The sequence below is a fragment of the Veillonella sp. 20925_1_51 genome (assembly GCF_041431445.1).
GTDB classification, from domain to species: Bacteria; Bacillota; Negativicutes; order Veillonellales; family Veillonellaceae; genus Veillonella; species Veillonella nakazawae.
In genome coordinates, this window is record NZ_JAPVXT010000004.1 from 93,451 (window position 1) to 116,185 (window position 22,735).

General features: G+C 39.1%; 22 protein-coding genes and 1 tRNA gene. 18 read left to right on the plus strand and 5 right to left on the minus strand.

Annotation, left to right across the window (positions count from 1 at the left end):
• Positions 1 to 31: 31 nt before the first annotated feature.
• Positions 32 to 1,189, minus strand: a complete 1,158-nt coding sequence (locus tag O3607_RS05780) for an aminotransferase class V-fold PLP-dependent enzyme (RefSeq protein WP_371443537.1) — start codon at positions 1,187 to 1,189, stop codon at positions 32 to 34.
• Positions 1,190 to 1,309: 120 nt separating this feature from the next.
• Between O3607_RS05780 and yedE the strand changes: the two genes are divergently transcribed.
• Together yedE and O3607_RS05790 are read left to right on the plus strand one after the other, a co-directional pair.
• On the plus strand, positions 1,310 to 2,371 hold the full coding sequence (yedE, locus tag O3607_RS05785) for a YedE family putative selenium transporter (RefSeq protein ID WP_285365116.1): 1,062 nt from the start codon (positions 1,310 to 1,312) through the stop codon (positions 2,369 to 2,371).
• A gap of 17 nt (positions 2,372 to 2,388) precedes the next feature.
• Positions 2,389 to 2,637 (plus strand): DUF3343 domain-containing protein, encoded by a 249-nt coding sequence (locus O3607_RS05790; RefSeq protein WP_060923827.1) that lies wholly within the window; start codon positions 2,389 to 2,391, stop codon positions 2,635 to 2,637.
• Positions 2,638 to 2,732: 95 nt separating this feature from the next.
• On the opposite strand, the gene O3607_RS05795 is transcribed toward O3607_RS05790, so the two are convergent.
• On the minus strand, positions 2,733 to 3,230 hold the full coding sequence (locus O3607_RS05795) for a MerR family transcriptional regulator (protein WP_024065969.1): 498 nt from the start codon (positions 3,228 to 3,230) through the stop codon (positions 2,733 to 2,735).
• A 212-nt stretch (positions 3,231 to 3,442) separates the two neighbouring features.
• Here O3607_RS05795 and O3607_RS05800 point away from each other — a divergent pair, with 212 nt between their 5' ends.
• The 13 genes from O3607_RS05800 (at position 3,443) to O3607_RS05860 (ending at position 15,165) form a co-directional block, all read left to right on the plus strand.
• On the plus strand, positions 3,443 to 3,601 hold the full coding sequence (locus O3607_RS05800; RefSeq protein WP_314109368.1) for a 1-deoxy-D-xylulose-5-phosphate synthase N-terminal domain-containing protein: 159 nt from the start codon (positions 3,443 to 3,445) through the stop codon (positions 3,599 to 3,601).
• The gene (locus O3607_RS05805) at positions 3,576 to 3,944 is read left to right on the plus strand and encodes a hypothetical protein (RefSeq protein ID WP_314362331.1); all 369 of its coding nucleotides are present in this window, start codon (positions 3,576 to 3,578) and stop codon (positions 3,942 to 3,944) included. The genes O3607_RS05800 and O3607_RS05805 overlap by 26 nt, the downstream gene beginning before the upstream one ends.
• A gap of 278 nt (positions 3,945 to 4,222) precedes the next feature.
• Complete coding sequence (locus tag O3607_RS05810) at positions 4,223 to 4,906, plus strand: carboxymuconolactone decarboxylase family protein (RefSeq protein WP_024065972.1); 684 nt, start codon at positions 4,223 to 4,225, stop codon at positions 4,904 to 4,906.
• Between the two features lie 171 nt (positions 4,907 to 5,077).
• On the plus strand, positions 5,078 to 5,737 hold the full coding sequence (gene trmB, locus O3607_RS05815; RefSeq protein ID WP_105085248.1) for a tRNA (guanosine(46)-N7)-methyltransferase TrmB: 660 nt from the start codon (positions 5,078 to 5,080) through the stop codon (positions 5,735 to 5,737).
• A gap of 1 nt (position 5,738) precedes the next feature.
• Positions 5,739 to 7,082 (plus strand): FtsW/RodA/SpoVE family cell cycle protein, encoded by a 1,344-nt coding sequence (locus O3607_RS05820; protein ID WP_024065974.1) that lies wholly within the window; start codon positions 5,739 to 5,741, stop codon positions 7,080 to 7,082.
• A 110-nt stretch (positions 7,083 to 7,192) separates the two neighbouring features.
• On the plus strand, positions 7,193 to 8,476 hold the full coding sequence (gene uraA / locus O3607_RS05825; protein ID WP_060923823.1) for a uracil permease: 1,284 nt from the start codon (positions 7,193 to 7,195) through the stop codon (positions 8,474 to 8,476).
• Positions 8,477 to 8,715: 239 nt separating this feature from the next.
• Complete coding sequence (locus O3607_RS05830; protein WP_060923822.1) at positions 8,716 to 9,180, plus strand: NfeD family protein; 465 nt, start codon at positions 8,716 to 8,718, stop codon at positions 9,178 to 9,180.
• A gap of 36 nt (positions 9,181 to 9,216) precedes the next feature.
• Positions 9,217 to 10,173 (plus strand): flotillin-like protein FloA, encoded by a 957-nt coding sequence (gene floA, locus O3607_RS05835; protein ID WP_129823811.1) that lies wholly within the window; start codon positions 9,217 to 9,219, stop codon positions 10,171 to 10,173.
• An 8-nt stretch (positions 10,174 to 10,181) separates the two neighbouring features.
• On the plus strand, positions 10,182 to 10,922 hold the full coding sequence (locus tag O3607_RS05840; protein WP_371443538.1) for a hypothetical protein: 741 nt from the start codon (positions 10,182 to 10,184) through the stop codon (positions 10,920 to 10,922).
• 244 nt (positions 10,923 to 11,166) lie between these two features.
• Positions 11,167 to 11,898: a sortase gene (locus tag O3607_RS05845; RefSeq protein ID WP_371443539.1), complete on the plus strand. Its 732-nt coding sequence runs from the start codon at positions 11,167 to 11,169 to the stop codon at positions 11,896 to 11,898.
• Positions 11,899 to 11,952: 54 nt separating this feature from the next.
• Complete coding sequence (locus O3607_RS05850) at positions 11,953 to 12,891, plus strand: hypothetical protein (protein ID WP_371443540.1); 939 nt, start codon at positions 11,953 to 11,955, stop codon at positions 12,889 to 12,891.
• 147 nt (positions 12,892 to 13,038) lie between these two features.
• Positions 13,039 to 13,632: a Mug protein gene (locus O3607_RS05855; protein WP_024065713.1), complete on the plus strand. Its 594-nt coding sequence runs from the start codon at positions 13,039 to 13,041 to the stop codon at positions 13,630 to 13,632.
• A gap of 282 nt (positions 13,633 to 13,914) precedes the next feature.
• On the plus strand, positions 13,915 to 15,165 hold the full coding sequence (locus O3607_RS05860) for an MFS transporter (RefSeq protein ID WP_213467667.1): 1,251 nt from the start codon (positions 13,915 to 13,917) through the stop codon (positions 15,163 to 15,165).
• 184 nt (positions 15,166 to 15,349) lie between these two features.
• On the opposite strand, the gene pepT is transcribed toward O3607_RS05860, so the two are convergent.
• On the minus strand, positions 15,350 to 16,573 hold the full coding sequence (gene pepT / locus O3607_RS05865; RefSeq protein ID WP_156719026.1) for a peptidase T: 1,224 nt from the start codon (positions 16,571 to 16,573) through the stop codon (positions 15,350 to 15,352).
• Positions 16,574 to 16,817: 244 nt separating this feature from the next.
• Here pepT and O3607_RS05870 point away from each other — a divergent pair, with 244 nt between their 5' ends.
• The 3 genes from O3607_RS05870 to mmuM all read left to right on the plus strand — a co-directional run bounded on the left by O3607_RS05870 (position 16,818) and on the right by mmuM (position 21,011).
• A complete protein-coding gene (locus O3607_RS05870; protein WP_371443541.1) occupies positions 16,818 to 18,755 on the plus strand; it encodes an OPT family oligopeptide transporter in 1,938 nt (645 codons plus the stop codon).
• A 369-nt stretch (positions 18,756 to 19,124) separates the two neighbouring features.
• Positions 19,125 to 19,910 carry a basic amino acid ABC transporter substrate-binding protein gene (locus tag O3607_RS05875; RefSeq protein ID WP_371443542.1) on the plus strand — a complete coding sequence of 262 codons (786 nt, stop codon included), beginning with the start codon at positions 19,125 to 19,127 and terminating at the stop codon, positions 19,908 to 19,910.
• A gap of 87 nt (positions 19,911 to 19,997) precedes the next feature.
• The gene (gene mmuM / locus O3607_RS05880) at positions 19,998 to 21,011 is read left to right on the plus strand and encodes a homocysteine S-methyltransferase (protein ID WP_371443575.1); all 1,014 of its coding nucleotides are present in this window, start codon (positions 19,998 to 20,000) and stop codon (positions 21,009 to 21,011) included.
• Between the two features lie 195 nt (positions 21,012 to 21,206).
• Here mmuM and O3607_RS05885 read toward each other — a convergent pair.
• Both O3607_RS05885 and O3607_RS05890 read right to left on the minus strand, forming a co-directional pair.
• Positions 21,207 to 21,297 (minus strand) — tRNA-Ser (locus O3607_RS05885).
• Positions 21,298 to 21,444: 147 nt separating this feature from the next.
• The gene (locus O3607_RS05890) at positions 21,445 to 22,680 is read right to left on the minus strand and encodes an FprA family A-type flavoprotein (protein WP_371443543.1); all 1,236 of its coding nucleotides are present in this window, start codon (positions 22,678 to 22,680) and stop codon (positions 21,445 to 21,447) included.
• Between the last annotated feature and the right edge of the window lie 55 nt (positions 22,681 to 22,735).

Sequence of the window (22,735 nt, forward strand, 5' to 3'; positions counted from 1 at the left end):
TACCGAAGTATATAGCCTTAATGGTTAAGTATTATTTAGTATTTTTAAGGATTCTATGTAGCGCAGATAATGCGGATACCACATCTTCATGTGTGTTAGCATAGCCAAAGGAGAATCGCACAGTTCCTTCTGGATAGGTTCCTAGTGTTTGGTGTGCTCGTGGGGCACAGTGGAGACCAACACGCGTCATGATGTGATAGGTGGATTCTAGTTCGTAAGCAATACTTGCTGGGTCCATACCATCAATTGTGATGGATACGACGGCAGTTCTATCTTGGATATTCTGCTTACCAACGATGTTAATACCATCTATTGATTGCAATCCTTCGAGGAAGGATTGTGTTAACGCTAGCTCATGGTTATGAATATTTTCCATTCCTTGTGACTCAATATAGGCGAGGCCTTCATTGAGTCCAATGATGCCAGGTAGATTCAACGTACCTGCTTCAAAGGCGTCGGGCATATGGGTAGGCATCGTTTCTAAATGTGAGAAGCTGCCTGTACCACCAGCAATAAGAGGGGTCAAGGTCTGAGCCATTTCTTTGGTCAATATAATGCCACCAATACCTTGAGGTCCCAATAATCCTTTATGACCTGTAAAGCAAAGTGCATCAATATGACATGCTTTCACATCAATAGGAATAACACCTGCCGTTTGGGCTGCGTCTACAATAAATTGTAGATTATGAGCCTTGCAGATCGGGCCAATTGATTCGAGCGGTTGAATGGTCCCACATACATTGGAAGCGTGATTGATAATCATAGCCACTGTATTTGGACGAATGAGACTATCCATGCTTTCAAGTTGAATGGAACCGGTCTTGTCACAAGGGATAATGTCAAAGGTAATGCCTTTATCTAGTAGTTGTGTGAGCGGTCTCATAACTGCGTTGTGCTCCATTGAGCTAACGAGCACATGATCACCGGCTTTTAATAGGCCCTTGATGACCATGTTTAAGCTCATCGTCACATTTTGTGTAAAGACGACATGAGATGGATCATGACCGTTGAATAAGGTGTTTAGTCGTTGTCTCGTTGTATAGATAGTGTCCTCTACATCATAGGCGAGAGCATAGGAGCCGCGGTTGATATTGATACCCCGGTTCGTTATATAGTCGGACATAGCGGTGGCGACTGTTGGTGCTTTAGGAAACGAAGTGCTCGCATTGTCTAAATAGATATAGTCCATAGATAATCTCCATAAATAACAATGTATATTTATGGCTATTATATCATGAGTAGCATGCTACTTAGAATCGGAGCATGTACTCATAGAGTTTTTGTGTTTGTAGTTTGAAAGGAGTTTACTATGAGTGGGTCTCATGAAAAACGGAATTTAATTATTGCAGGCCTTATTATTGGTGCTATCGCAGGATTCCTCGTATTAGCTGGAAATCCAGGTAATATGGGCTTTTGTATTGCGTGCTTTGTTCGCGATACTGTCGGTGGTCTAGGTCTACATCGTGCCGCACCTGTACAGTACATTCGCCCAGAAATTATCGGTCTTATATTAGGGGCTTATCTATTGTCCATGATTCGTGGCGAACACCAAAGTAAAGGTGGTTCATCTCCAATTATTCGATTTATTCTTGGCTTCTTTGTTATGATTGGTGCTTTGATGTTCCTTGGCTGTCCAATTCGTATGATTTTGCGACTTGGCGGTGGTGACTTAAATGCTTTGTTCGGCATTGCCGGCTTTGCAGGTGGTATTGGATTTGGTACTATATTCTTGAAAAAAGGCTATTCTTTACAACGCACTTATGCATTGAGCAAATTAGAATCTGCTATGATGCCTGCTATTCAAGTAGGCTTGCTCGTACTTGTTGTAACAGCACCAGCATTTATCTTCTTTAGCCAAAAAGGTCCTGGCGCTATGCATGCTCCATGGCTCATTTCTTTGGCGGCTGGCCTTGTAGTAGGTGGCTTATCTCAATTTAGCCGACTTTGTACGGTTGGGGGCTTTAGAGATTTATTCTTGTTTAAAAAATCTATTCTTATCTTTGGCTATTTAGCAGTTCTCATTGGTGTATTCGTTGTAAATATTAGCTTTGGTAACTTCCATCTAGGCTTTGAAAACCAACCGATTGCACATACAGATGGATTGTGGAACTTCCTAGGTATGGCGCTTGCAGGTTTCTGTAGCGTATTGCTTGGTGGTTGTCCATTGCGTCAGTTGATTATGACTGGTGAAGGTAATTCTGATTCTGCGGTTACAGTACTTGGCCTTGCAGCTGGTGCGGCGTTCGCTCATAACTTTGGTTTAGCTGCCACTGGTGCTGGTCCTACACTAAATGGTGAAATTGCTGTAGGTGTTGGCTTTGTAGTGGCTCTTATCATTGCTATCCTTAATACAAAACGTGTAAATGCGTAGGCTAGAAATGAGTGATTATGAAGTATATTGCAACATTTTACTCTCACTTTGGCGCGATTCGCTTCAAGCGTGAAGCCCCTGAAGGGGTAATCAATATAGAACTCCGACCGGTGCCCCGCGATTTGAGTTCCTCTTGTGGAACGAGTGCATCTTTTGATGCTAGTGAAAGTTTTACTTTCACAGAGGATCCAACAGAGGAGATTGAACAAATCGTAGCTGTAACAGAGGGCGGTTATACAACTATATATGAAAGTCCCAATAAATAAGGCCTAAAGCCTATTTAGAGCTGTTAATGTAAACAGTTCTCCAATTATTATGTCATGTAAAAGAGGAGCTATCCGTTGAGATAGCTCCTTTTGGTTTATATAGCTCTATATTTTTTAGGTGGTTCACCATTTTCGGCGGCTTCTTTATCAGCGCGCCATTTGCGTTCAAAGTATTTATGATACTCTACAGGAACGTCATCAGGTGTTAAGCTTTCATAAAAGCTAGTAGTTCCATTAGCCTTAGCTTGTTCGTAAAACCATGTTTTAAATTCTAGCATGGACAAGCGTGCTTGTAGGTGTTCGATTTCTACTAATACGCGATCTCGTTGATTTCTAATAATAGATAATCTTTCATTAATGCGACTATCGCCTTCGACGCAGTAGTCGATAAAATGTTTTATTTCTTTAATAGGCATGCCTGTATGCTTCATGCATTCAATCAATTCTAACCAATCCATATCCTCGTCATGGAATACACGGATACCACCAACAGAACGTTCTACGAAGGGCAATAAGCCTTCTTTATCATAATAACGTAATGTAGAAGGTGCCACATTTAGTTTTTTTGCGATTTCGCCAACAGTATATGTCATAGGACCTCCTTTTGGGTTCATATTACATTTGTAAATGGATTTAGTTTCAGGAGTAATATATTTAGTATATAATCTATGTATATGATTAAAGGTTAGATTTAAATTTTACGTTTTTTTCTTGACTTAAAACTAACTTTAAGTTTTATACTTGTTACATGCTGGACATACAGTATAGCACGGTTAGTAACACAAAACAAATAGGAAGGAAACTTATGAATTTAATTGATATAAAATCTCCAGCCGATTTAAAAGGCTTATCCCTTGCTGAATTAACAGATTTAACGGCACAAGCTCGTCAAGCCCTCATGACAAAGGTATCTGAACACGGCGGTCATTATCAATCATATGGCATCTGTATATGGTATGAATGATGTCACTCATTTAGGGTTCTTTGACATACCTATGCTTACAAGCATTCCTGATTTAGTATACTTAGCACCTACAAATAAGGAAGAATTGTTGGCTATGACTAAATATGCCGTGCATCAACAGGATCATCCTGTAGCCATTCGTGTTCCTGTAGGTGAGTTTGTATCTACTGGTGTGGTTGATACGACAGATTATAGTATTTTACATAAATCTCAAGTAACTCGCCGTGGTGAAGGTATTGCTAAAGAGTTCCACGATCGTTATGATGCAACTGAACTGTTAAAAGAAAATGGTGTTTCTTTAGAACAAATTGTGGCTGATGCTAAACAAATTTTATCCGTTTAGTTTGATAAAATATTAAAAAAATAATTCTCTCTATAAATGCAGTAGAAATCTAGTGAATTTCCGATTTCTACTGCATTATTTTAATGTCATATTTTATAAAAATATAAAAAATGTTAAAAGATTATAGATTTTTTTCGAATAGGACTATAAAAATTAGATGAAGTATTATATAATATTATCTACAGTATGTATTACAGTAGAACAAGTTTGTTGTTAATGTACAGAAATATCACAGTATTATATAAGTAAGTATTAATGAAAAGGGAGATTCTAAGACGTTGAAAAAAGTATTAACCTTAACATTAGCCGTGGCCATCGTCGCCGGTGGCTATATGTCTGAGGCTAATGGGGCGGGAGAACAGCCTTCTAAGCAGGCACCGTCTATATCTGAGATAAATATATATACGCCTAAAGAACTCAATGCACGTCAAAAAGACTTAGTTGATATCGGTCGCTATACAGCGTCCGGTGATCAAGGTGCGTTGAAAAGTGCAATCGCTTCTGCTATTGAGCGAGGTACGTTGACACCGCAAGAGGTGAGTATTGCGATACGTCAACTTTACTCTGCTGCTGGATTGAAGCAAATGAATGCAGCTTTAGCTACATTCGATCAATTGCGTGAAGAGCGCCCTGAGTTTGGTGCTGATTACGAAAAAATGGTTCCAAAGCAAACAGGACTTAGTGCTTTATTGGGGAATGGCACTAATGGGGCTGCTTTAACAAAGCAGAAGCCTGAGGACGCTAAGGAAGGGGTTCAATATAATACATTCCGTATGAAGAAGCCGAAACCACAAAATCGCAATCGTTCTCGCCTAGGTAAATTGGACCGTGAATTGGTCGCTGCCGCAGCTTTAGGTACGCGTGTAGGTAAAAATAATCTATTCGCTGCATCTGAAAAGAGTTTATCTGAGCTTGGCCTCAGCAAATATCAAATTGAAAATCTTGAAACTTTGATTTTCTAATACCATCTAGACCTACTTCTTCGGAGGTAGGTCTTTTTATGTTCTAAATCATATGTAGAAAAGGGAAATATAATTGACGTTTAACGCCCCCTTTTCTATAATTAATAAGATAGGTATATGACCTGTAATAATAGATATAATTAATAATTAATATAGATGTAAGGAGAAAGTATGCGCCTTCGTAGGAAACCGTGGATTGATGAAGCTATCCACGAATATGACTCTCATATTATTTTATCTGGTCAAGAGCAGTATAAGGGTAAATGGCGTGAGTTGTTTGCACATCCTGAACGACCATTATATATGGAGCTTGGTACAGGTAAGGGACGCTTTATTGCGGGTATGGCCGAAGCGTATCCAGATGCTAACTTCGTAGGATTTGAAGTGCAAATTGGGGTAATCTATTACGCAGCACAAAAAATCTTTGAAGCAGAACGAGATAATGCTAAGGTATCTCTTTTTGATATCGCTGGTATTGAAGAGATTGTTGCGCCAGGTGAAGTAGATCGCTTCTATATCAACTTCTGTGATCCATGGCCTAAGGCAAAGCATGCTAAGCGTCGCCTCACATATCATACATTCCTCGATCGTTATGCTCGTCTTTTAAAAGACGGTGGTGAGGTTCACTTTAAAACTGATAATGAAGGTTTATTTATGTTCTCTCTTGAAGAATTCAAAGAATGCGGATGGGAACTTAAAAATGTAACCTATGATTTACATAGTACAGACCTTCCAAATGTAAAAACTGAGTATGAAGAAAAGTTTAGTGCTAAAGGGCAACCTATTTTCCGCTTAGAAGCAATTAAGCCGAAAGTACAAAAGGAGGCTTAACATGGAAACACCGAATAAGGGGGATAGTCGGTGGGGCTTACTCTTTAAAAATGATTTACAAGGAATGCTCTTACCTATAGTACTCATCACGATTATAGGTAGTGTGAATATCTTCAGTGCCACCTATATTAGCTCTATTTACGAAAATACAGGGCTTTTAGGGTACTTTTCAAAACATATAGGTTTCCTATTTCTTTCAATGGCAATAGGTGTTATCTTATATCGGTATGATTATAGACAACTACAAAAGCCACATATGTTGCAACGCATAATGATTGCAACCCTAATAGGTATGGTGTTAGTTCTTGTGGCGGGCTCTGTCATTAATGGTGCGCGTCGGTGGATCGTTATTGGTCCCGTATCGATACAGCCGTCGGAATTTGCCAAATTAGCTGCCATAATATGGACATCCGCTAAATTGAGTACCATGAGAAAATGGGGAAAATCAAGATATAATAATCCACTCACAAACTTACAAGGTTATGTGAGTGAGCGCGTAGGTTATATGTTGCCAATGTTAGTTTGGCCTATAATCTTTGCAGTGTTAACGATCTTGCAACCAGATATGGGGACCACTGTGCTAATCTTTGGGTTCTCCTTCATATTAATTTATTTAGCAGGTTTTGATGGTCGATTCTTTGGTGGTGCTTTTGCTGTAGCTGGCGTGATAGGCTTTATTGCAGCTCGTATGTCACCGTATCGTTGGGAACGGATTCAGTCTTGGTTCGACCCTTGGCCTCATGCTCAAGATATGGGCTATCAAACGGTGCAAGGCCTTTTGGCCGTAGGTTCTGGCGGTATTCTTGGAGAAGGCTTTATGCAAGGTACATCTAAGTACTTTTACTTGCCAGAAGCACACACAGACTTTGCATTCGCCGTGTGGGCTCAAGAAATGGGCTTTATCGGAGCTGTCTTTGTAGTTCTTTTGGTGGCAGCCTTTACATTCTTTGGATTCCGCATTGCTAATCGATCTCGCGATGAATTTGGCAAATGGTTAGCGATGGGGATAACCTTGCTCATTAGTGGACAAGCATTATTTAACATTGCCATGGTTTGTGGCATTATGCCTGTAACAGGTGTACCTTTGCCATTTATTAGTTATGGTGGTTCCTCACTGTTGATGAACTTTATGGCTATAGGCTTGTTAGCAAGCGTTGGTCGTCGCAATGTAGAAGGTGTAAAACAAGTTGGTACTGCTGAGGCTTTGCCATCTTTACGTGAGGAAACGCAAAGCCGATTTAAACCGGCTGCTCCGAAGAGTCCTCAAAAAACGGAAATGCCTGGTCCATTCAGACCGAGAGAGACTAAAAAGCCTACTCGTAGACGACCTAGGTCTGAACGTTGATATTTAACTTATGTAGTATAAGGTGAATATATTTAGTGTGGATTTATATAGCATCTCTTAAGAGGTGCTGTATAAATGCAACGTACTTGTATTGTGTGTGAGGAGAAAAAATGAAGGATTATATTGATATCCAAGAACGCCCGTCCTGGGGTCGAATGTTGCCACTTAGTTTTCAACATTTATTTGCTATGTTTGGTTCAACTGTATTGGTACCATATTTGTTAAAAGTAGATCCGGCAACAGCTTTATTTATGAATGGTATCGGTACATTACTGTATTTATTTGTTTGTAAAGGTAAAATCCCTGCATATCTCGGATCTAGCTTTGCTTTCATTGCTCCTGTAGCAGGCGTATTATCTGCAGGTCTTGGTTATGAGGCTGCAAAGGGGGCCTTCGTTGTATTTGGTCTATCCTTTGTGATTTTATCTATTCTCGTTCGTTATATTGGTACTCGTTGGATTGATAAGTTATTCCCTCCAGCAGCAATGGGAGCTATCGTAGCTATTATCGGTTTGGAATTAGCGCCAGTAGCAATGAGTATGTCTGGCCTTATTGGCAATCAAGATTTAGGCATGAGCCACAGCCAAGCTATTTTTATCTCTATGTTTTCCTTAGTTGTTACCTTGCTTGGTACTGTTGTGTTCCGTGGCTTCTTAGCTGTAATCCCTGTTTTGATTGGCGTTGTTTCCGGCTATATCTTGTCTGCCTTCATGGGAGTTGTTGATTTCTCTGCTGTAGAGGCTGCTCCTTGGTTCTCTTTACCACAGTTCTATGGCATGCCTGTATTTGATATCAATGCCATTATTATGATTATGCCAGCACTCTTTGTAGTATTTGCTGAGCACGTAGGTCACTTAGTTGTAACGAGCAACATTGTATCAAAAGACTTGATGAAAGAACCAGGTCTACAACGTTCCTTGCTAGGTGATGGCCTTGCGAACATCCTTTCTGGTTTCTTTGGTGCCACACCAAATACGACATACGGTGAAAATATTGGTGTCCTCGCTATTACTCGTTGCTTTAGCGTATGGGTAATTGGTGGTGCTGCAGTTCTTGCGATGATTATCTCCTTTGTAGGTAAAGTAGCAGCTCTTATTCATGCCATTCCAGTTCCAGTTATGGGTGGTGTATCCATTCTCTTATTCGGTATCATTGCAGCATCTGGTTTGCGCATGCTTGTAGAACGCAAGGTAGATTATACAAACCCTGTTAACATGATCTTAACATCTGTTATCCTCGTTGTAGGTCTTAGCGGTGCAGAACTTGCTGTAGGTCCTGTTGTATTGAAAGGCATGGGGCTTGCTACTGTAGTAGGCATGGCAATGAGTATTATCTTATTGATCCTTCAAAAAACAGGCGTTGGTAATGACCAATTGAAAAAAACAGAAGTATAATTTAATTCAAGTCTATTAATGAAATAGTATCTTAAGATGATAACTTCTAATAGAGGACAACTTCTAATAGAGGATAACTACAACATTAAAACTTTGAACTAATATACTTTATAAACAACGACTACTGAATCAGGTGTAATCTGTGAAAGTAGTCGTTTTCATTTTTCTTTATAATTTATTCTTTATATTGTATAATGAATATATAAGTTGTATAAAATTAATTATAGAGAGGAGGGCCTATGGAGTTTTTAATTTGGATGGCTATAGGGATCGCCCTGATGGCGGTAGAACTCGTTGTACCGGGCGGTATTTTAGGACTCATCGGTTATTGTGCATTTCTTTGGGGCGTTTTTGTAGCTCTTGGAGAAGGAACGGTAGCGCTGTATGCAGTACTAGGATTAACGGCCTTACTAATTGTCCTTATCATCGTGTTCTTTAATCACTTTGAAAAGACTTGGATAGGCAAATTGTTTACCTTAGGGCAACGATCTACGACAAAAGCTGGCTATGTATCTAATGATGTATTAGATGACTTAGTTGGTAAAGAAGGCGTAGCTCATACTACACTGCGCCCTGCAGGTATTGCTAAAATTGATGGTAATTTGGTGGATGTTGTGACCGAAGGGGACTTCATCGATGCCGGTTCACCTATTGTGGTGCTTCGTGTTGTAGGCGGCCGCAATATTGTTAGAAAGCGCGATTAAGCTTTCACCACATCGTCGTATATAATGGAGGTTATTATGGATGTAGGTATTTTAGTTTTGATTCCCATTCTACTGATTGGGATTATGGTGTTCTTGTATGTTGTGCCATTAGGCCTTTGGGTATCTGCTCTTGCAGCGGGCGTTAATGTTGGTATCTTTACACTCGTAGGTATGCGCTTGCGTCGTGTAAATCCATCCCAAATCGTAATGCCTTTGATTAAAGCTAATAAAGCAGGTCTTGATGTTAATGTAAATCAGCTTGAAGCGCATTACCTTGCAGGTGGTGACGTTGACCGCGTTGTAGATGCTTTAATCGCCGCTGAACGCGCATCTATTCCTTTGACATTTGAACGTTCCGCAGCTATCGACCTTGCAGGTCGCGATGTATTGGAAGCGGTACAAATGTCCGTTAATCCTAAAGTGATTGAAACACCAATTATCTCTGCAGTAGCGAAAAACGGTATCGAACTCAAGGTTCGTGCTCGTGTAACTGTACGTGCTAATATTGACCGTCTCGTTGGTGGTGCTGGTGAAGCGACAATCATCGCCCGTGTTGGTGAAGGTATCGTAACAACTGTAGGTTCCTCTGAAGAGCATACAGATGTACTAGAAAATCCAGATCACATCTCTCGTACTGTATTGGGTAAAGGTCTTGATGCGGGTACTGCATTCGAAATCTTGTCCATCGATATTGCTGACGTAGACGTAGGACGTAACATCGGTGCTCAATTGCAAACAGATCAAGCGGAAGCGGACAAGAAAATCGCTCAAGCTCGTGCGGAAGAACGCCGTGCCATGGCTGTTGCTACAGAACAAGAAATGCGTGCGAAAACACAAGACATGCAAGCTAAGGTTGTGGAAGCACAAGCTGAAGTTCCTAAAGCATTGGCAGAAGCTTTCAGAAACGGTAATCTTGGAGTTATGGATTACTACAATATGAACAATATTATTGCAGACACTAAAATGCGTGAAAATTTAGCAGATAGTGAATAGGAGTAGCTATGGACTCTATTTTGTCTTCCGTGCTATCCATCTTTTCGAATAATCCTATATTTGTTCTAGCTATCATCGCGTATATTGCTTTTTCGATTATAAAAAGTAAGAATACAGAAGAGTCTGATGACTATGATAACTATGAAAGTTCGAGTTCTGGCCAGACTTGGGAGGATATGGAGCGTGAATATGGTATCTCCATAGAGAAAAAGCCTGTAGAACCTTCACCTGAGGATTTGTTGTATGATGATGATTTTTATCGAGATATTTTTAAAAATAGACCGATTGAGAATCAGCATCCTGAGGCCCCTTTACGAAAAAAGGGCGGAAGACTGTTTCAATATGATGATACGGAGACATCTGAAAAACATGTTGAAGTGCATCCAAGTAATGATAAAACTCAAACAGTTTTAGCTTCCGAGAATCATTACGATGAAGCGTCTACAACGCAACAAGGTACTCATGGTTCATCCAAGAAAACCTCAATTAAATCAACTAGCTTTAGTACTAATACGACTCGTTCGACTCGAGAATCTGTTACAGGTCCTTCTTTAAATGAGCGTTTGGCTGAGTTTAAACGCGATAAAGCATCTAAAGAGGGTCGTGTTCTTCTTGAGAATATAGACGTTACGACTGCCCCAGCTGTAACCTCAACAGGTAAACGAAAAGCTAATCATGCCTTGAAAGAGGGGATGAAGTGGTCTATCATTTTAGGCAAGCCAAAAGCTCTAGAGCGGAGATATCGCTAATTAGAATGCTAACAATAAGCTCTACTAGAAGGTTGTTAGGCCATAGAATATGAATGGTTTATGCCGGATATTGTGATAGCAACTAAAATTATATCTATCGTATGTGGTGCATATAATTACATATGGAAAGAGGTTCCTATTGGTCACCTATGTGACTATTAGGAACCTTTTTTGTATTGTTTTTTCTTGATGGAGCTTTCACAATAATAGAGAAAGGAGTTCGTCTATAAGGAAAGGTGATATTATGTATCGTAATGTGCGCGTTATACCTAGACAGCTATTGGAACAACTATATGTAGAAAAACAGTGGAGTGTTAGAGAGGTAGCAGAGTATTTTCAGTGTAGTGTAGACACTATTATTCGACGCATGAAGCAGTATGACATTGAGCGAAGACCTTTAAAAAAGGATATCAATATGGTTCATGTACAAGCTCTATACGAAACTGGTAAGTGGTCTCTACACTCGTTAGCAAAGCGTTATGATGTGTCTATTACGACAATGGCAAGCCGTATGAAGGAATATGGACTGGCTTGTCAACGATCCACGAAGAATGTATCTATCGATCCAGTACGTATTTGTAGGGCTTATAAAAGTGGAAATACTTCGGATTCTATTGCTCGCATGTACGGCATATCCCGATGGAAAGTACATCATGTGTTGAGGCATATGGGAATGTGTACAACACCGAAGGTACAAAATCATCGAAAGGTAGAGGAGATGGCTTACTTATATATTCATCATCATATGAGTACAGATGACATAGGTTTAGCCTATGGTATACAAGGATCTACGGTGGCTATTTATCTACGGGAACAAGGCATAGAAATTCGTACCAATACTTTACAGTTAGATGAAAATAACATAAAAAAACTACGGGCAAAAGGGTATGGTGTTGCTAAAATAGCGCAGATAATGGGATGCTCTGCTTCGGCGGTGAGAAAGCGACTAGCTATGAAAAAATATATCTCTCCTTGATGTAGTGTAGTAGATACTATATACTTAAATTTATACAATGATGGGAGGAATATTATGTTCGAAATTATCTCTGCTTTAATACCGTTTTTCTTACTTGGCATAGTTGCCGCTGGTTTATCCCGTGTATCTGGGGTGGCCTTGTCAATGATTATAGTACCAACTCTATTGATTTGGGGTGCTAATGCCATTGATGTCATCGCTTTCATGTTGCTCTTTGTAGTGTATAACAACTTTACAATGGAGACACAAGACGTTCGTTTAGATTATAAAGATCTTGTATTATTCCCTAAATGGCGCTTGTGCATTCCCTTTATTTTGACCATTGTTACGGCCTTCTTTGTACCGGCTGCGGGCATTGCAGTCTTTATGGCTTGCTTTGTATTAGAACTATTGGCTACCGTGTATAAACGGATTCCTGAAAATAAACGTCCTCGTTTACACCGCGTTATCGTTACATCAGTTTTAAGTGCTGTTGTAACGGCTGTAGGTGCTTATGCAGGTCCAAAAATTCCTGGCGAATACTACTTCATCTGTGCTGGTTTAGCAATCTTAGTTATTACTGGCTTTGCATGGTATGTAGGTAACCATCGAGATGCTTTTAGAGGTGCGTGGGAAACGATTTGGGCTGACTTTAATCTATTCTTGGGGATGTTTGGTGTAGAAGCATCTTACTACCCAGCAGCGCTAACTCGTTCTATTCCAAATCCAATGGATCGTATGTTACCAATGATTACTGTAGTAGGTGGTTATGCAGGTCTCATGGTGGTGTTTGGGCTGTATAATATCTTTTCCATACCATCCTTGATTACTGCTATTGGTGCGGCCATCGGTATTCGTCTATTTGGTTTGTACGAGTTTCCACGTCATGGCAGCTTCTCCTACTTGGCTATTGGCTTTGCTGTAGCTGCTGTTGTGTGCTTGTACCTCGTATCTCCAACACCAGTAGGTTTTGATTATATCAATACATTGGTATCTCAACCTATCGTTCAATAATGGTTGATCTTATAATCGTTGCTATATCTTTTTGTTAATATTGCTAATGGCTCACATGGTAGATAATTGAATTTGAATATGTGACATAGTTCATATATTGTGTTGAAAGTTGAGTCCATACTAGATTGTGAAAGGAGTTGATGCTCTGTGGCAGAAACAATTGAAACGAGACCATTTCCGCCATTCTTACCAAAGAATACGACGGTAATGATGATGGGAACATTCCCACCAACTTCCGAAAAGCGATCTATGGAATTTCATTATCCTAACTTTCAAAATGATATGTGGCGCGTGTATGGCTTAGTATTCTTTGACGATAAGGAACACTTTAGAAAAGGTGAGGAAAAAGCCTTTGATGCGGATAAGATCAAAGCGTTCTTATCTGAAGCGGGGATTGCTTCTTGTCCTACTGTTTTGAAAGCTATACGCGAAAAGGGCAATGCATCGGATGCATTTCTTAAGGTCGTTGAACCTGTACCGCTTGCAGAGGTATTGGACCGAATTCCACACTGTAAACATATTGGTACCACAGGTGGTAAGGCCACAGAAATTTTGTTAAGCCTTTTGCCAGAAAAGGTTAAACTACCTAAAACAGGGGAGACAATTCCCTTTGTGTTTAACGGTCGTGAATTGACGTTAACACGATTGCCATCTACATCTCGTGCATATCCATTAAGCCTTGCCAAAAAGGCTGAAGCCTATAAAAATTTCTTTAAGGCTTGTGGATTACAAACGAAATAATCTTGATAAGTAAACTAATTTAATATGTATAAATAACACCTTTGTTGTTATATTGTATTTTTAATGATGCCATATAAACAGTCAAAGGTGTTTTTGTTATCAAAAATTAATGTGAATTAGAAAAATGGATATAACTGTATTATGATTGGCTATGTATATATTGTTATAAATAAAATTAATGATGTATATAACATTTTAATTCTTGATTTTTAGAGTGAGAGGTTTATAATTAATCGTTGTTGCAAATGGTTGACAATAGTTTAAGAAAATGGAGTTGATATTATGGATAAGGCTAAAGAGGCCTTATGGACAAGATCCTTTGTCCTTGATACTTTGATTAATTTCTTAGTATTTTTGATTTATTATTTATTAATCGTTATTATTGCGGTAGTAGCAAAGGATAATCTTCATGCCACAGCAAGTCAAGCTGGCTTGGCCGTTGGTATTTATATTATTGGTACTGTTGTTGCTCGTTTGTTAGCAGGACGGTTTATTAGTATCTTAGGCTGTCGTAAGATGTTGTACTTAGGTTTGTTGATTTACTTAATTTCAACAGCTATGTACTTCTACACACCTAATTTATTGATGCTCGACAGTGTTCGTTTCTTAAATGGTTTTGCTTACGGTATTACATCTACAGCTACAAGTACAATCGTAGCCGCTATTATTCCTATGTCACGTCGTGGTGAAGGGATTAACTACTATGGTTTGTCTACATCTCTTGCCGCTGCAGTAGGTCCGTTTTTGGGTATTTTGATGCTTCATAGCCTTGGCTATGACTTTATCATCGCCTTCTGTGTTGCTCTTATCATTCTTTGTGGTATCGGTTCCGTTATCATGAAATTTGATGAACCTAAGCTCGATATTGATTCTGAAGAACATAAAGGTATTAAAATTTCTGATTATATCGAACCACGTATGAATTCTATTAGTCTTGTTTCTATACTAGTAGGTTTTGCATACTCTGGTGTTATTGGTTTTATGGCAGCTTATACAAAAGATTTAAACCTTATCTTAGCAGGTACATTCTTCTTCGTTGTATATGCTGTAGTTATTACGATAACAAGACCATTACTTGGTATTGTATTTGATATGAAAGGGGAAAACTTCGTTCTTTACCCTTGCTTCATATCTTTAGCACTTGGTATTTTCTTGTTGTCTATCGCTCACTCTACATGGCTTATACTCTTATCTGCTGTGTTTGTTGGTCTTGGTTACGGTACATTTATGTCAAACGGCCAAGCAGTAACTGTTAAAATCGTTCCTGTTCACCGCATTGGTGTTGCCACATCTACATACTTCATTGCCTTGGATATGGGCTTAGGTTTTGGTCCATACATTTTAGGTGCTATTAAAGAGGTAGTCGGTTATACAAGTATGTTCCATGTTACTGTTGTAGTAGCACTTCTTGCATTCGTTGCTTATTATTTCCTCTATGGCCGTTATGTAGGTACTGAAAAAGATCTTTCTTTGAAAGCTCGCGCTGAAGAAGAACAAATCAGAAATCGTAAACGTAATGGAAAATTAGCATAACATTAGCTATATTACTTACAATCACATAACATATAAAAAGGACTATACGAGATATCTCGTATAGTCCTTTTTATTGTTAAGGTATCTTAGGATTCCATTGTATTCTATACTACTAGTTTAGTATTTAAATATCCTTCAAATACCATCTAGTAGTATAGGTGCATGAGAAGTTACATCTAACCTATTATTTCTCAATATTAACGATGTTTACGATAATTTCTACGGCTTTTTTCATGTCATCAATACATGCGAATTCGTGACGACCATGTAGATTTTCTACGCCTGTAAAGATATTAGGGGTAGGGATGCCCATGAAAGAAATTTTAGAACCATCTGTACCGCCACGGATAGGGTCGCAAATAGGAGTAATCCCTGCTTTTTCCATAGCTGCTTTAGCTACGTTAACGCATTCCATGTTGTCTTTGATGATATCGTACATATTGTAATATTGATCTTTTACGGATACTTCACATACTTCGCGGCCATAGATTTCGTTTAATGTTTGACCCGCTTGTAAGAAGAATGCTTTTTTCGCTTCGAACAATTCTTTGTCATGGTCGCGGATGATGTAGTTCATTTTACCAGTATCTACTTGTGTTTCCATGCTCATGAGCATAAAGAAACCTTGACGACCACATGTGTGTTCAGGAACGGCAGCACCTGGTAATAGGGCATCAAATTGCATTGCTAATTTAGCACAGTTAATCATAATGCCTTTGGCAGTGCCTGTATGAACAGATACACCTTTGAGGGTTACTGTACCGCCAGCAGCATTGAATGTTTCGTATTCAAGTTGACCAAGGCTTTCACCATCAATCGTATAAGCAAAATCAACAGGAAATTCTTTGACATCAAAGTGATCTGCACCGGTACCGATTTCTTCATCTGGGCCAAAGGCACACATGATTTTACCATGCTTGATTTCTGGATGAGCAACGAGGTAGGCAAGGGCTTCCATAATTTCACAGATACCAGCCTTATCATCGCCGCCGAGAAGGGTGAGACCATCTGTGACAACTAAGGATTTACCGATGTAATTTTTTAGATTAGGGAAATCTGCACGACGTGTGTAGATTTGATGTTCTTCGTTGAGGCAAATATCACTACCATCATAGTTTTCTACAATGCGAGGCTTAATATTTTCTGCGTTGTAGTCGGCTGTATCCATGTGAGCGATGAAGCCTATAGCAGGTGCTTTTTCATCTGTATTAGCATTTAATGTGCCGATGACAAAACCATTTTCACGGTTGTAAATAACTTCATCTAAACCGATTGCTTTTAAATCAGGAACGAGCACATTAGTAGCAAAGTCTACTTGAGTTTGAGTACTAGGAATTGTTGTACTTTCCTCGTTAGACCGTGTATTTATGCTTGTATAGCGTACAAAACGTTCGACCATTGATTCCATAATGAGCCTCCTCGTAAGTAAACATACATCTTATACATACTGGTATAAAAACTGTATATAATAGAGATTCTTAATATACCTTCATTGTAGAACAGGGGCGGTGAAAATGCAAAATAAATATTTATGGAACGTGTGATATTTTATTCGCATAATGCATAGAAAACCATTGAACCATATATAGTGCCGTGTTAGTATAAAGGTGAATAGTTATACGTTTGTACATTTTCTGTGAGGAGGTTTTACCATGTCGGACGAAACTCGTTCTATCCCGCCCGTAGAACCCGTATTGGATCCTAAGAAGGATTACGTAGAGATTAACTCGTATGTAGTATTCTGGGGCCTATTCTATGCGGCAATTTTCACACTGGCTGTAGGGTATTTATGTTTGAAAATCGGTCAAACTGTAGATGCCTTTGCTCCAGTATCTGTACTTGCTATGGGTACAGCAGTTATTTTGAAACGGCAAAATGCTTTTGCCGAAACGGTTCACATTCAGGCTATCGCTAGCTCTAGTACGAACACATTAGCTGGTGCGATGTTCTTCTTACCAGCTCTATACATTTGGAATGTTACAGATGTAACCTTTGTACAAATGGCGATTCCTATTATCCTTGGTGGCGTACTTGGTGTTCTATTATGCGTTATGTTCCGTCGCTACTTTGTTGAGGAAATGCACTATGTGTATCCGTTCCCAAGCGGTCGTGCTGCTGCTGAAGTACTAATGAGTAATGAAGGTAGCAAAGCGAAACTCATGCTTGGTTCTGGTCTTATCGCTCTTGTATATGACTTTATTCTTAACAGCCTTGGTTGGTGGGAAGAGGTTATCCGTACTACCGCATTTAAATGGGGCACTGCTTTGGCAGATCAAACTAAATTAAATGCTGCTGTAGATACAGATGCTGCATTGCTTGGCCTTGGTTACTTTACAGGCTTGCGTTATGCAGCTATTATCGCAGCTGGTTCCTTCTTCTCTTGGTTCGTATGTATTCCAATCGTATACTATTTAGCTCCGGAACATATCATGCAAATCAATGGGCATGCAGTTCCACTTGCAGAAGCTCCTATTCGTAAAGTATTCTTAGACTATGTTCGCCATATTGGTATCGGTATGCTTGCTATGGCAGGTATCATCGGATTGCTTAATATGTCTAAGGTAGTGGCTAGTGTTGTTAAAAATGCAGTACTTGATATTTTCAGTTCCAAAACAGTTGATGTTAACTTGCTTCGTACACAACGCGACGTTCCTACATCTTGGATTGGCGCTGGCATCTTATTATGTACAGTTCTATTTGCAGCATATTTCCACTTTATGTATGCTGAAAGCTTCTCCCAAACAATCGTAGCATTCTTAATCGTTCTAATTATGTCCTTCCTATTATCTGTAGTAGGTATCAGCTCCATTGCTTATACAGGTACAGAACCAGTATCTGGTATGACAATCTTCATGATTATCATCTCCGCTGTATGCTTAACAGCTGCAGGTATGACTGGTAAAGTAGGTATGATTGCACTCCTCATGATGGCTTCCTTCATTGGTACAACCATCGGTATGGCTGGTAACTTCATGTCTGAGCTTAAAGTGGCTCATATGACAGGTGCTACACCTAAGAAAATGGAACAATGGCAAATCGTTGGTACCATTCTTTGTGCCGTACTTTCTGTAGGTGTTATGATCCTATTGAACGATGCATATGGCTTCGTAGGGGACCATGCATTAAATGCTCCACAAGCGAATGCTATGGCTGCTATCATTGAGCCAATGATGACTGGTGGTAGTGCTCAATGGCCTCTATACATGGCTGGTGCATTATTCGCTATTATCTTGTGGATGGTAAAAGTTCCACCATTGGCATTTGCACTTGGTACGTACTTGCCAATGGAAATCAACACACCATTACTTATCGGTGGTTTGATTGCATACTTCGTACAAAATAGTACAAAAGATAAAGAATTGGCAGATCTTCGCTTCTCTAAAGGTAGCACAATTGCATCTGGTCTCGTAGCTGGTGGTGCTATTGGTTCTCTATTCAGTGCTGTACTTCGTATTGCAGGTGTTGATGTATTCGCTCAAGACTGGGTTGAAACACCGGAAGCAACATACCTCAGTATTGTAATGTACTTGTTACTCTGTGTATTCTTGTACAAAGTGGCTATGTACGTAAAAGCTAAAAAAGCTAAATAATGTGAGTATGATAGCTTTTCAATGAAGTAAAAATCTATCTATTCTATAAAATGCTAGGAATTCTCCTCCCTGGAGATGGCCGCCTTCATCAAGTTAGGGTTTAGCTTGGTGAAGGCGGCCTTTTTGTAATTATGACTATTTAGGTTTTCTAGATAAATAGTATGTTTGGTATAACCTTAAGCTATGTTTGGGTAATACCTATTGATATAGTCGGATTAATTGACCCTAACTATATCGAATGTTATGATTATACTAGAATACCTTTATAGGTATTATTTTTATTATGCTCATACTGTAAGTATAGATAGATTCATTCGTATATAGAAAGAAAACTTTACATAGAACTGTAAGGTTAGAGTAAGGTCAATTATGAAATTTAAGAAAATAGCAGCTCTTTTAGGGGCTTTTACCATTGCCAGTAGCTTGTTTATAGCTGGCTGTGGCAATACAGGCACTAGTCAAAAAACATGGCGCGTTGGTACAGATGCGACCTATGCACCATTTGGATTTAAAGATAAAGACAGTGGAAAATTAGCTGGCTTTGATATCGATATTATTAATGCTATCGCAAAGGAAGAGGGTATTGAAGCAGATGTTCAAAACTTGAACTTTGATGCACTTTTACCTGCATTACAAAGTAATACTATCGATATTGCTATCTCTGATATGACTATCTCTGAAGATCGAGCAAAATCTGTTGATTTTAGTAAGCCTTACTATATAGCTGGTAATGGTCTTGTAGTTAATATTGATAATACTACAATTAATAGCTTTAAAGATTTAGAAGGGAAGCGGATCGGTGTATCTATTGGATCTACTGGTGCAGAAATTGCTAGCAAGATTCCTAATGCCGATGTGCGTCAATTCAACCTCATCGTCGATGCGTTCTTAGAATTGCAAAATAGAGGTGTAGATGTAGTTATTAACGATACACCAGTAAACGAATATTATGTTAACGGCAAGGGCAAAGGTATCGCAAAGGTTACTGGAGAGGACTATGATGCGGCGCCGCTTGGTATTGCTGTAAAGAAAGGCAATACAGAGCTTCTTAATAAAGTTAACGATGGTTTGGCTAAGATTAAAGCCAATGGCAAATATGCGGAGATTTATAAAAAATGGTTTGGAAAGGAGCCACCAGCAGAGGATTTAAAATAGTTTGTAGATAGTACCAAGGCGTATTATTTGTTATAATACGTTTAGTAAACCTCAAATGGTATGAGGTAGTATAGAATAGGTGATATGATGGTTAAGCGACGTGCATTTTTAGATATAATTAAAGAGAAGGGCGCCCTCGTTTTAGATGGTGGGTTAGGATCAGAGTTAGAGCGTTATGGCTGTAACCTTCAGCATAAATTATGGTCTGCTAAGATTCTTATGGACCAACCGGATATCATCAAAAAAATACATATTTCGTACTTAGCGGCTGGGGCGGATATCATTCAAAGTTCTGGGTATCAAGCAACGGTAGCTGGCTTTAAAGGCCTAGGATTTGGTACAGAAGAGGCTATTGAACTTGTAAAACTATCTGTTCGCTTGGCAGTACAAGCTCGCAATGAGTTTGTAGAGGCTAAGGCGAGTGGGGCACTTACATTGCGTGGTATTACACTGGGAGAAGAGACTACTGATGGTGTTAGATATTTCTCTGAAGGGGCTTTACCTAAACCGTTAGTGGCTGCTTCTGTAGGCCCATATGGAGCTTTTTTGGCGGATGGCTCTGAGTACCGTGGATATCCTGGTGTACAAACTGAATATCTTGAGGTATTCCATATTCCTCGGCTAGCATTATTCTGTGAAGAAAATCCTGATATACTATCTTTTGAAACAATACCGTCTTATGATGAAGCCATTGCTATTGCTCGAGCTATGTCTGATCCATATACATCAAGAGGGATTCCTGGTTGGATTGCTTTCTCTTGTAAGGATGAACATCATGTTTCTAGTGGGGAAACTATCAGTAAATGTGCAGAAATGATTGACAAGGTTAGACCTATAACTGGTATTGGCATCAATTGTACGAAACCAGAGTATGTAGAGTCCTTGATCAAGGATATTCGTACTGTTACGGATAAACCAATTGCTGTATACCCTAATCTTGGTGAAAGCTATGATAGTGAAACTAAAACTTGGTATGGTGACCCTGGATCCTTTATTGGTTATGTAGATGCATGGCGCGAGGCTGGTGCTAATATTATAGGTGGGTGCTGTCGAACAACACCTGAAATCATTAGAGATATAGCTAGAAAAATTCATAAATAGTAATATAAACTAATGATATAAATAAAGAAGGCTATCGATGTTAAGTCGATAGCCTTCTTCTTTTTAGCCGTTTGGCAGTAGTAAAATGTAATACTTTAAAGTTTGATATAAGAGATATAAAAAGAGGTGATACATTAGGTATCACCTCTTAATGTTAGATAATAAAAAAGCAGTGCATAAGCACTGCTTTTACTATGGCGGAGAGACAGGGATTTGAACCCTGGGTACGGGATAACCGCACACATGATTTCCAATCATGCTCCTTCAGCCGCTCGGACACCTCTCCATGTATTCTGTTGTCTAACAGGTACTTGTATAGTATATGAAAAAGTTAGATTTATGTCAAGCAAAAAATAGTGAAAATCTTAGACTTTCATAAGACTTTTAAAGTATAAGAAAAAGCCGCCTTTTCAGGCGGCTTTTAGTGTTAGTATTATAATACTTCTTTGATTTCAGCTGCATCGATGGATGCTTTGATATCGTCTGCCATTTTTTCGATTTTTGGAAGATCTTCTGGTTTTAAAGAGGATTTGATATCAAGTGGTTCGGATACGATTTCAATGTCTTTGAAGTCGTTTTCAAAGTGAGCAACCATTGTTTTCATTGCAGCAGATGCCCAAGAGTGGTTACCAATGATGGATACCTTATGGTTTTGGAAGTTAAGTGCTTTCAATTCATGAATGAAGTTTTCCATAGTAAGGTATAGGTTCAAATTGTATGTAGGTGCAATTGTTACCAAGTTAGTGTATTTCCAAGCATCAGCGATGATGTAGGAAGCATTAGTTTTGGAAACATCGTAGATTTTGATATCTGTGACGCCGCGTTTGGACAATTGCTTAGCCAATTGTTGTGCAATAGCACGAGTGTTACCATACATAGAACCGAAGGCAATAACAACACCTTTTTTACAAGCTGTGTAGCTGGACCAGTGCAAGTATTTGCGCAAGATATAATCGATAGTTTCAGGTGTACGCCAGATAGGACCATGAAGTGGAGCAATACGCTTGATGTCAAGACCAGAAACTTTACGGATTGCATTTTGTACTTGAGGACCGTATTTACCAACTATATTTGTGTAGTAACGACGAGCTTCATCTTCGTAGGTAGCAACGTAATCAGTTTGGTCTGCAAAGATGTTACCGTTAACTGTACCGAATGTACCGAAAGCATCTGCAGAGAATAATGTACCAGTAGATTTTTCATATGTACAAGTTACTTCTGGCCAGTGAACCATAGGCATAGTGTAGGAAACAAGAGTATGTTTACCTAGGCAAATTTCATCGCCCTCTTTAACTGTGTAATATTGGTCAGGTTTTGGAGTATTGTAGAATTGTTCAAACATGCGGAATGTTGTAGCGTTACCAACCATTTTACAGTTTGGATAGCGTTCCAATGTGTCTAACAATGTTTGGCAATGATCTGGTTCCATATGGTTTACAATGATGTAATCAAGGTCGCGACCATTCAAAAGATGAGTCAAGTTATCAAAGTATTCTTCGCGAATTTCTGCATCAACAGAGTCTACAACACAAGTTTTTTCATCATCGATGAAATAGCTGTTATAGCTAACACCATTTGGAATAGGGAATAAGTTTTCAAAACGTTCTGTAGTCCAGTCATTACTACCAATCCAGTAGATATTATGGGTCATTTTCTGAGCACAATGCATAATAAAATCCTTTCTTAACTCACATTTGTTATGTATAGGTTTACACGAATTCTCA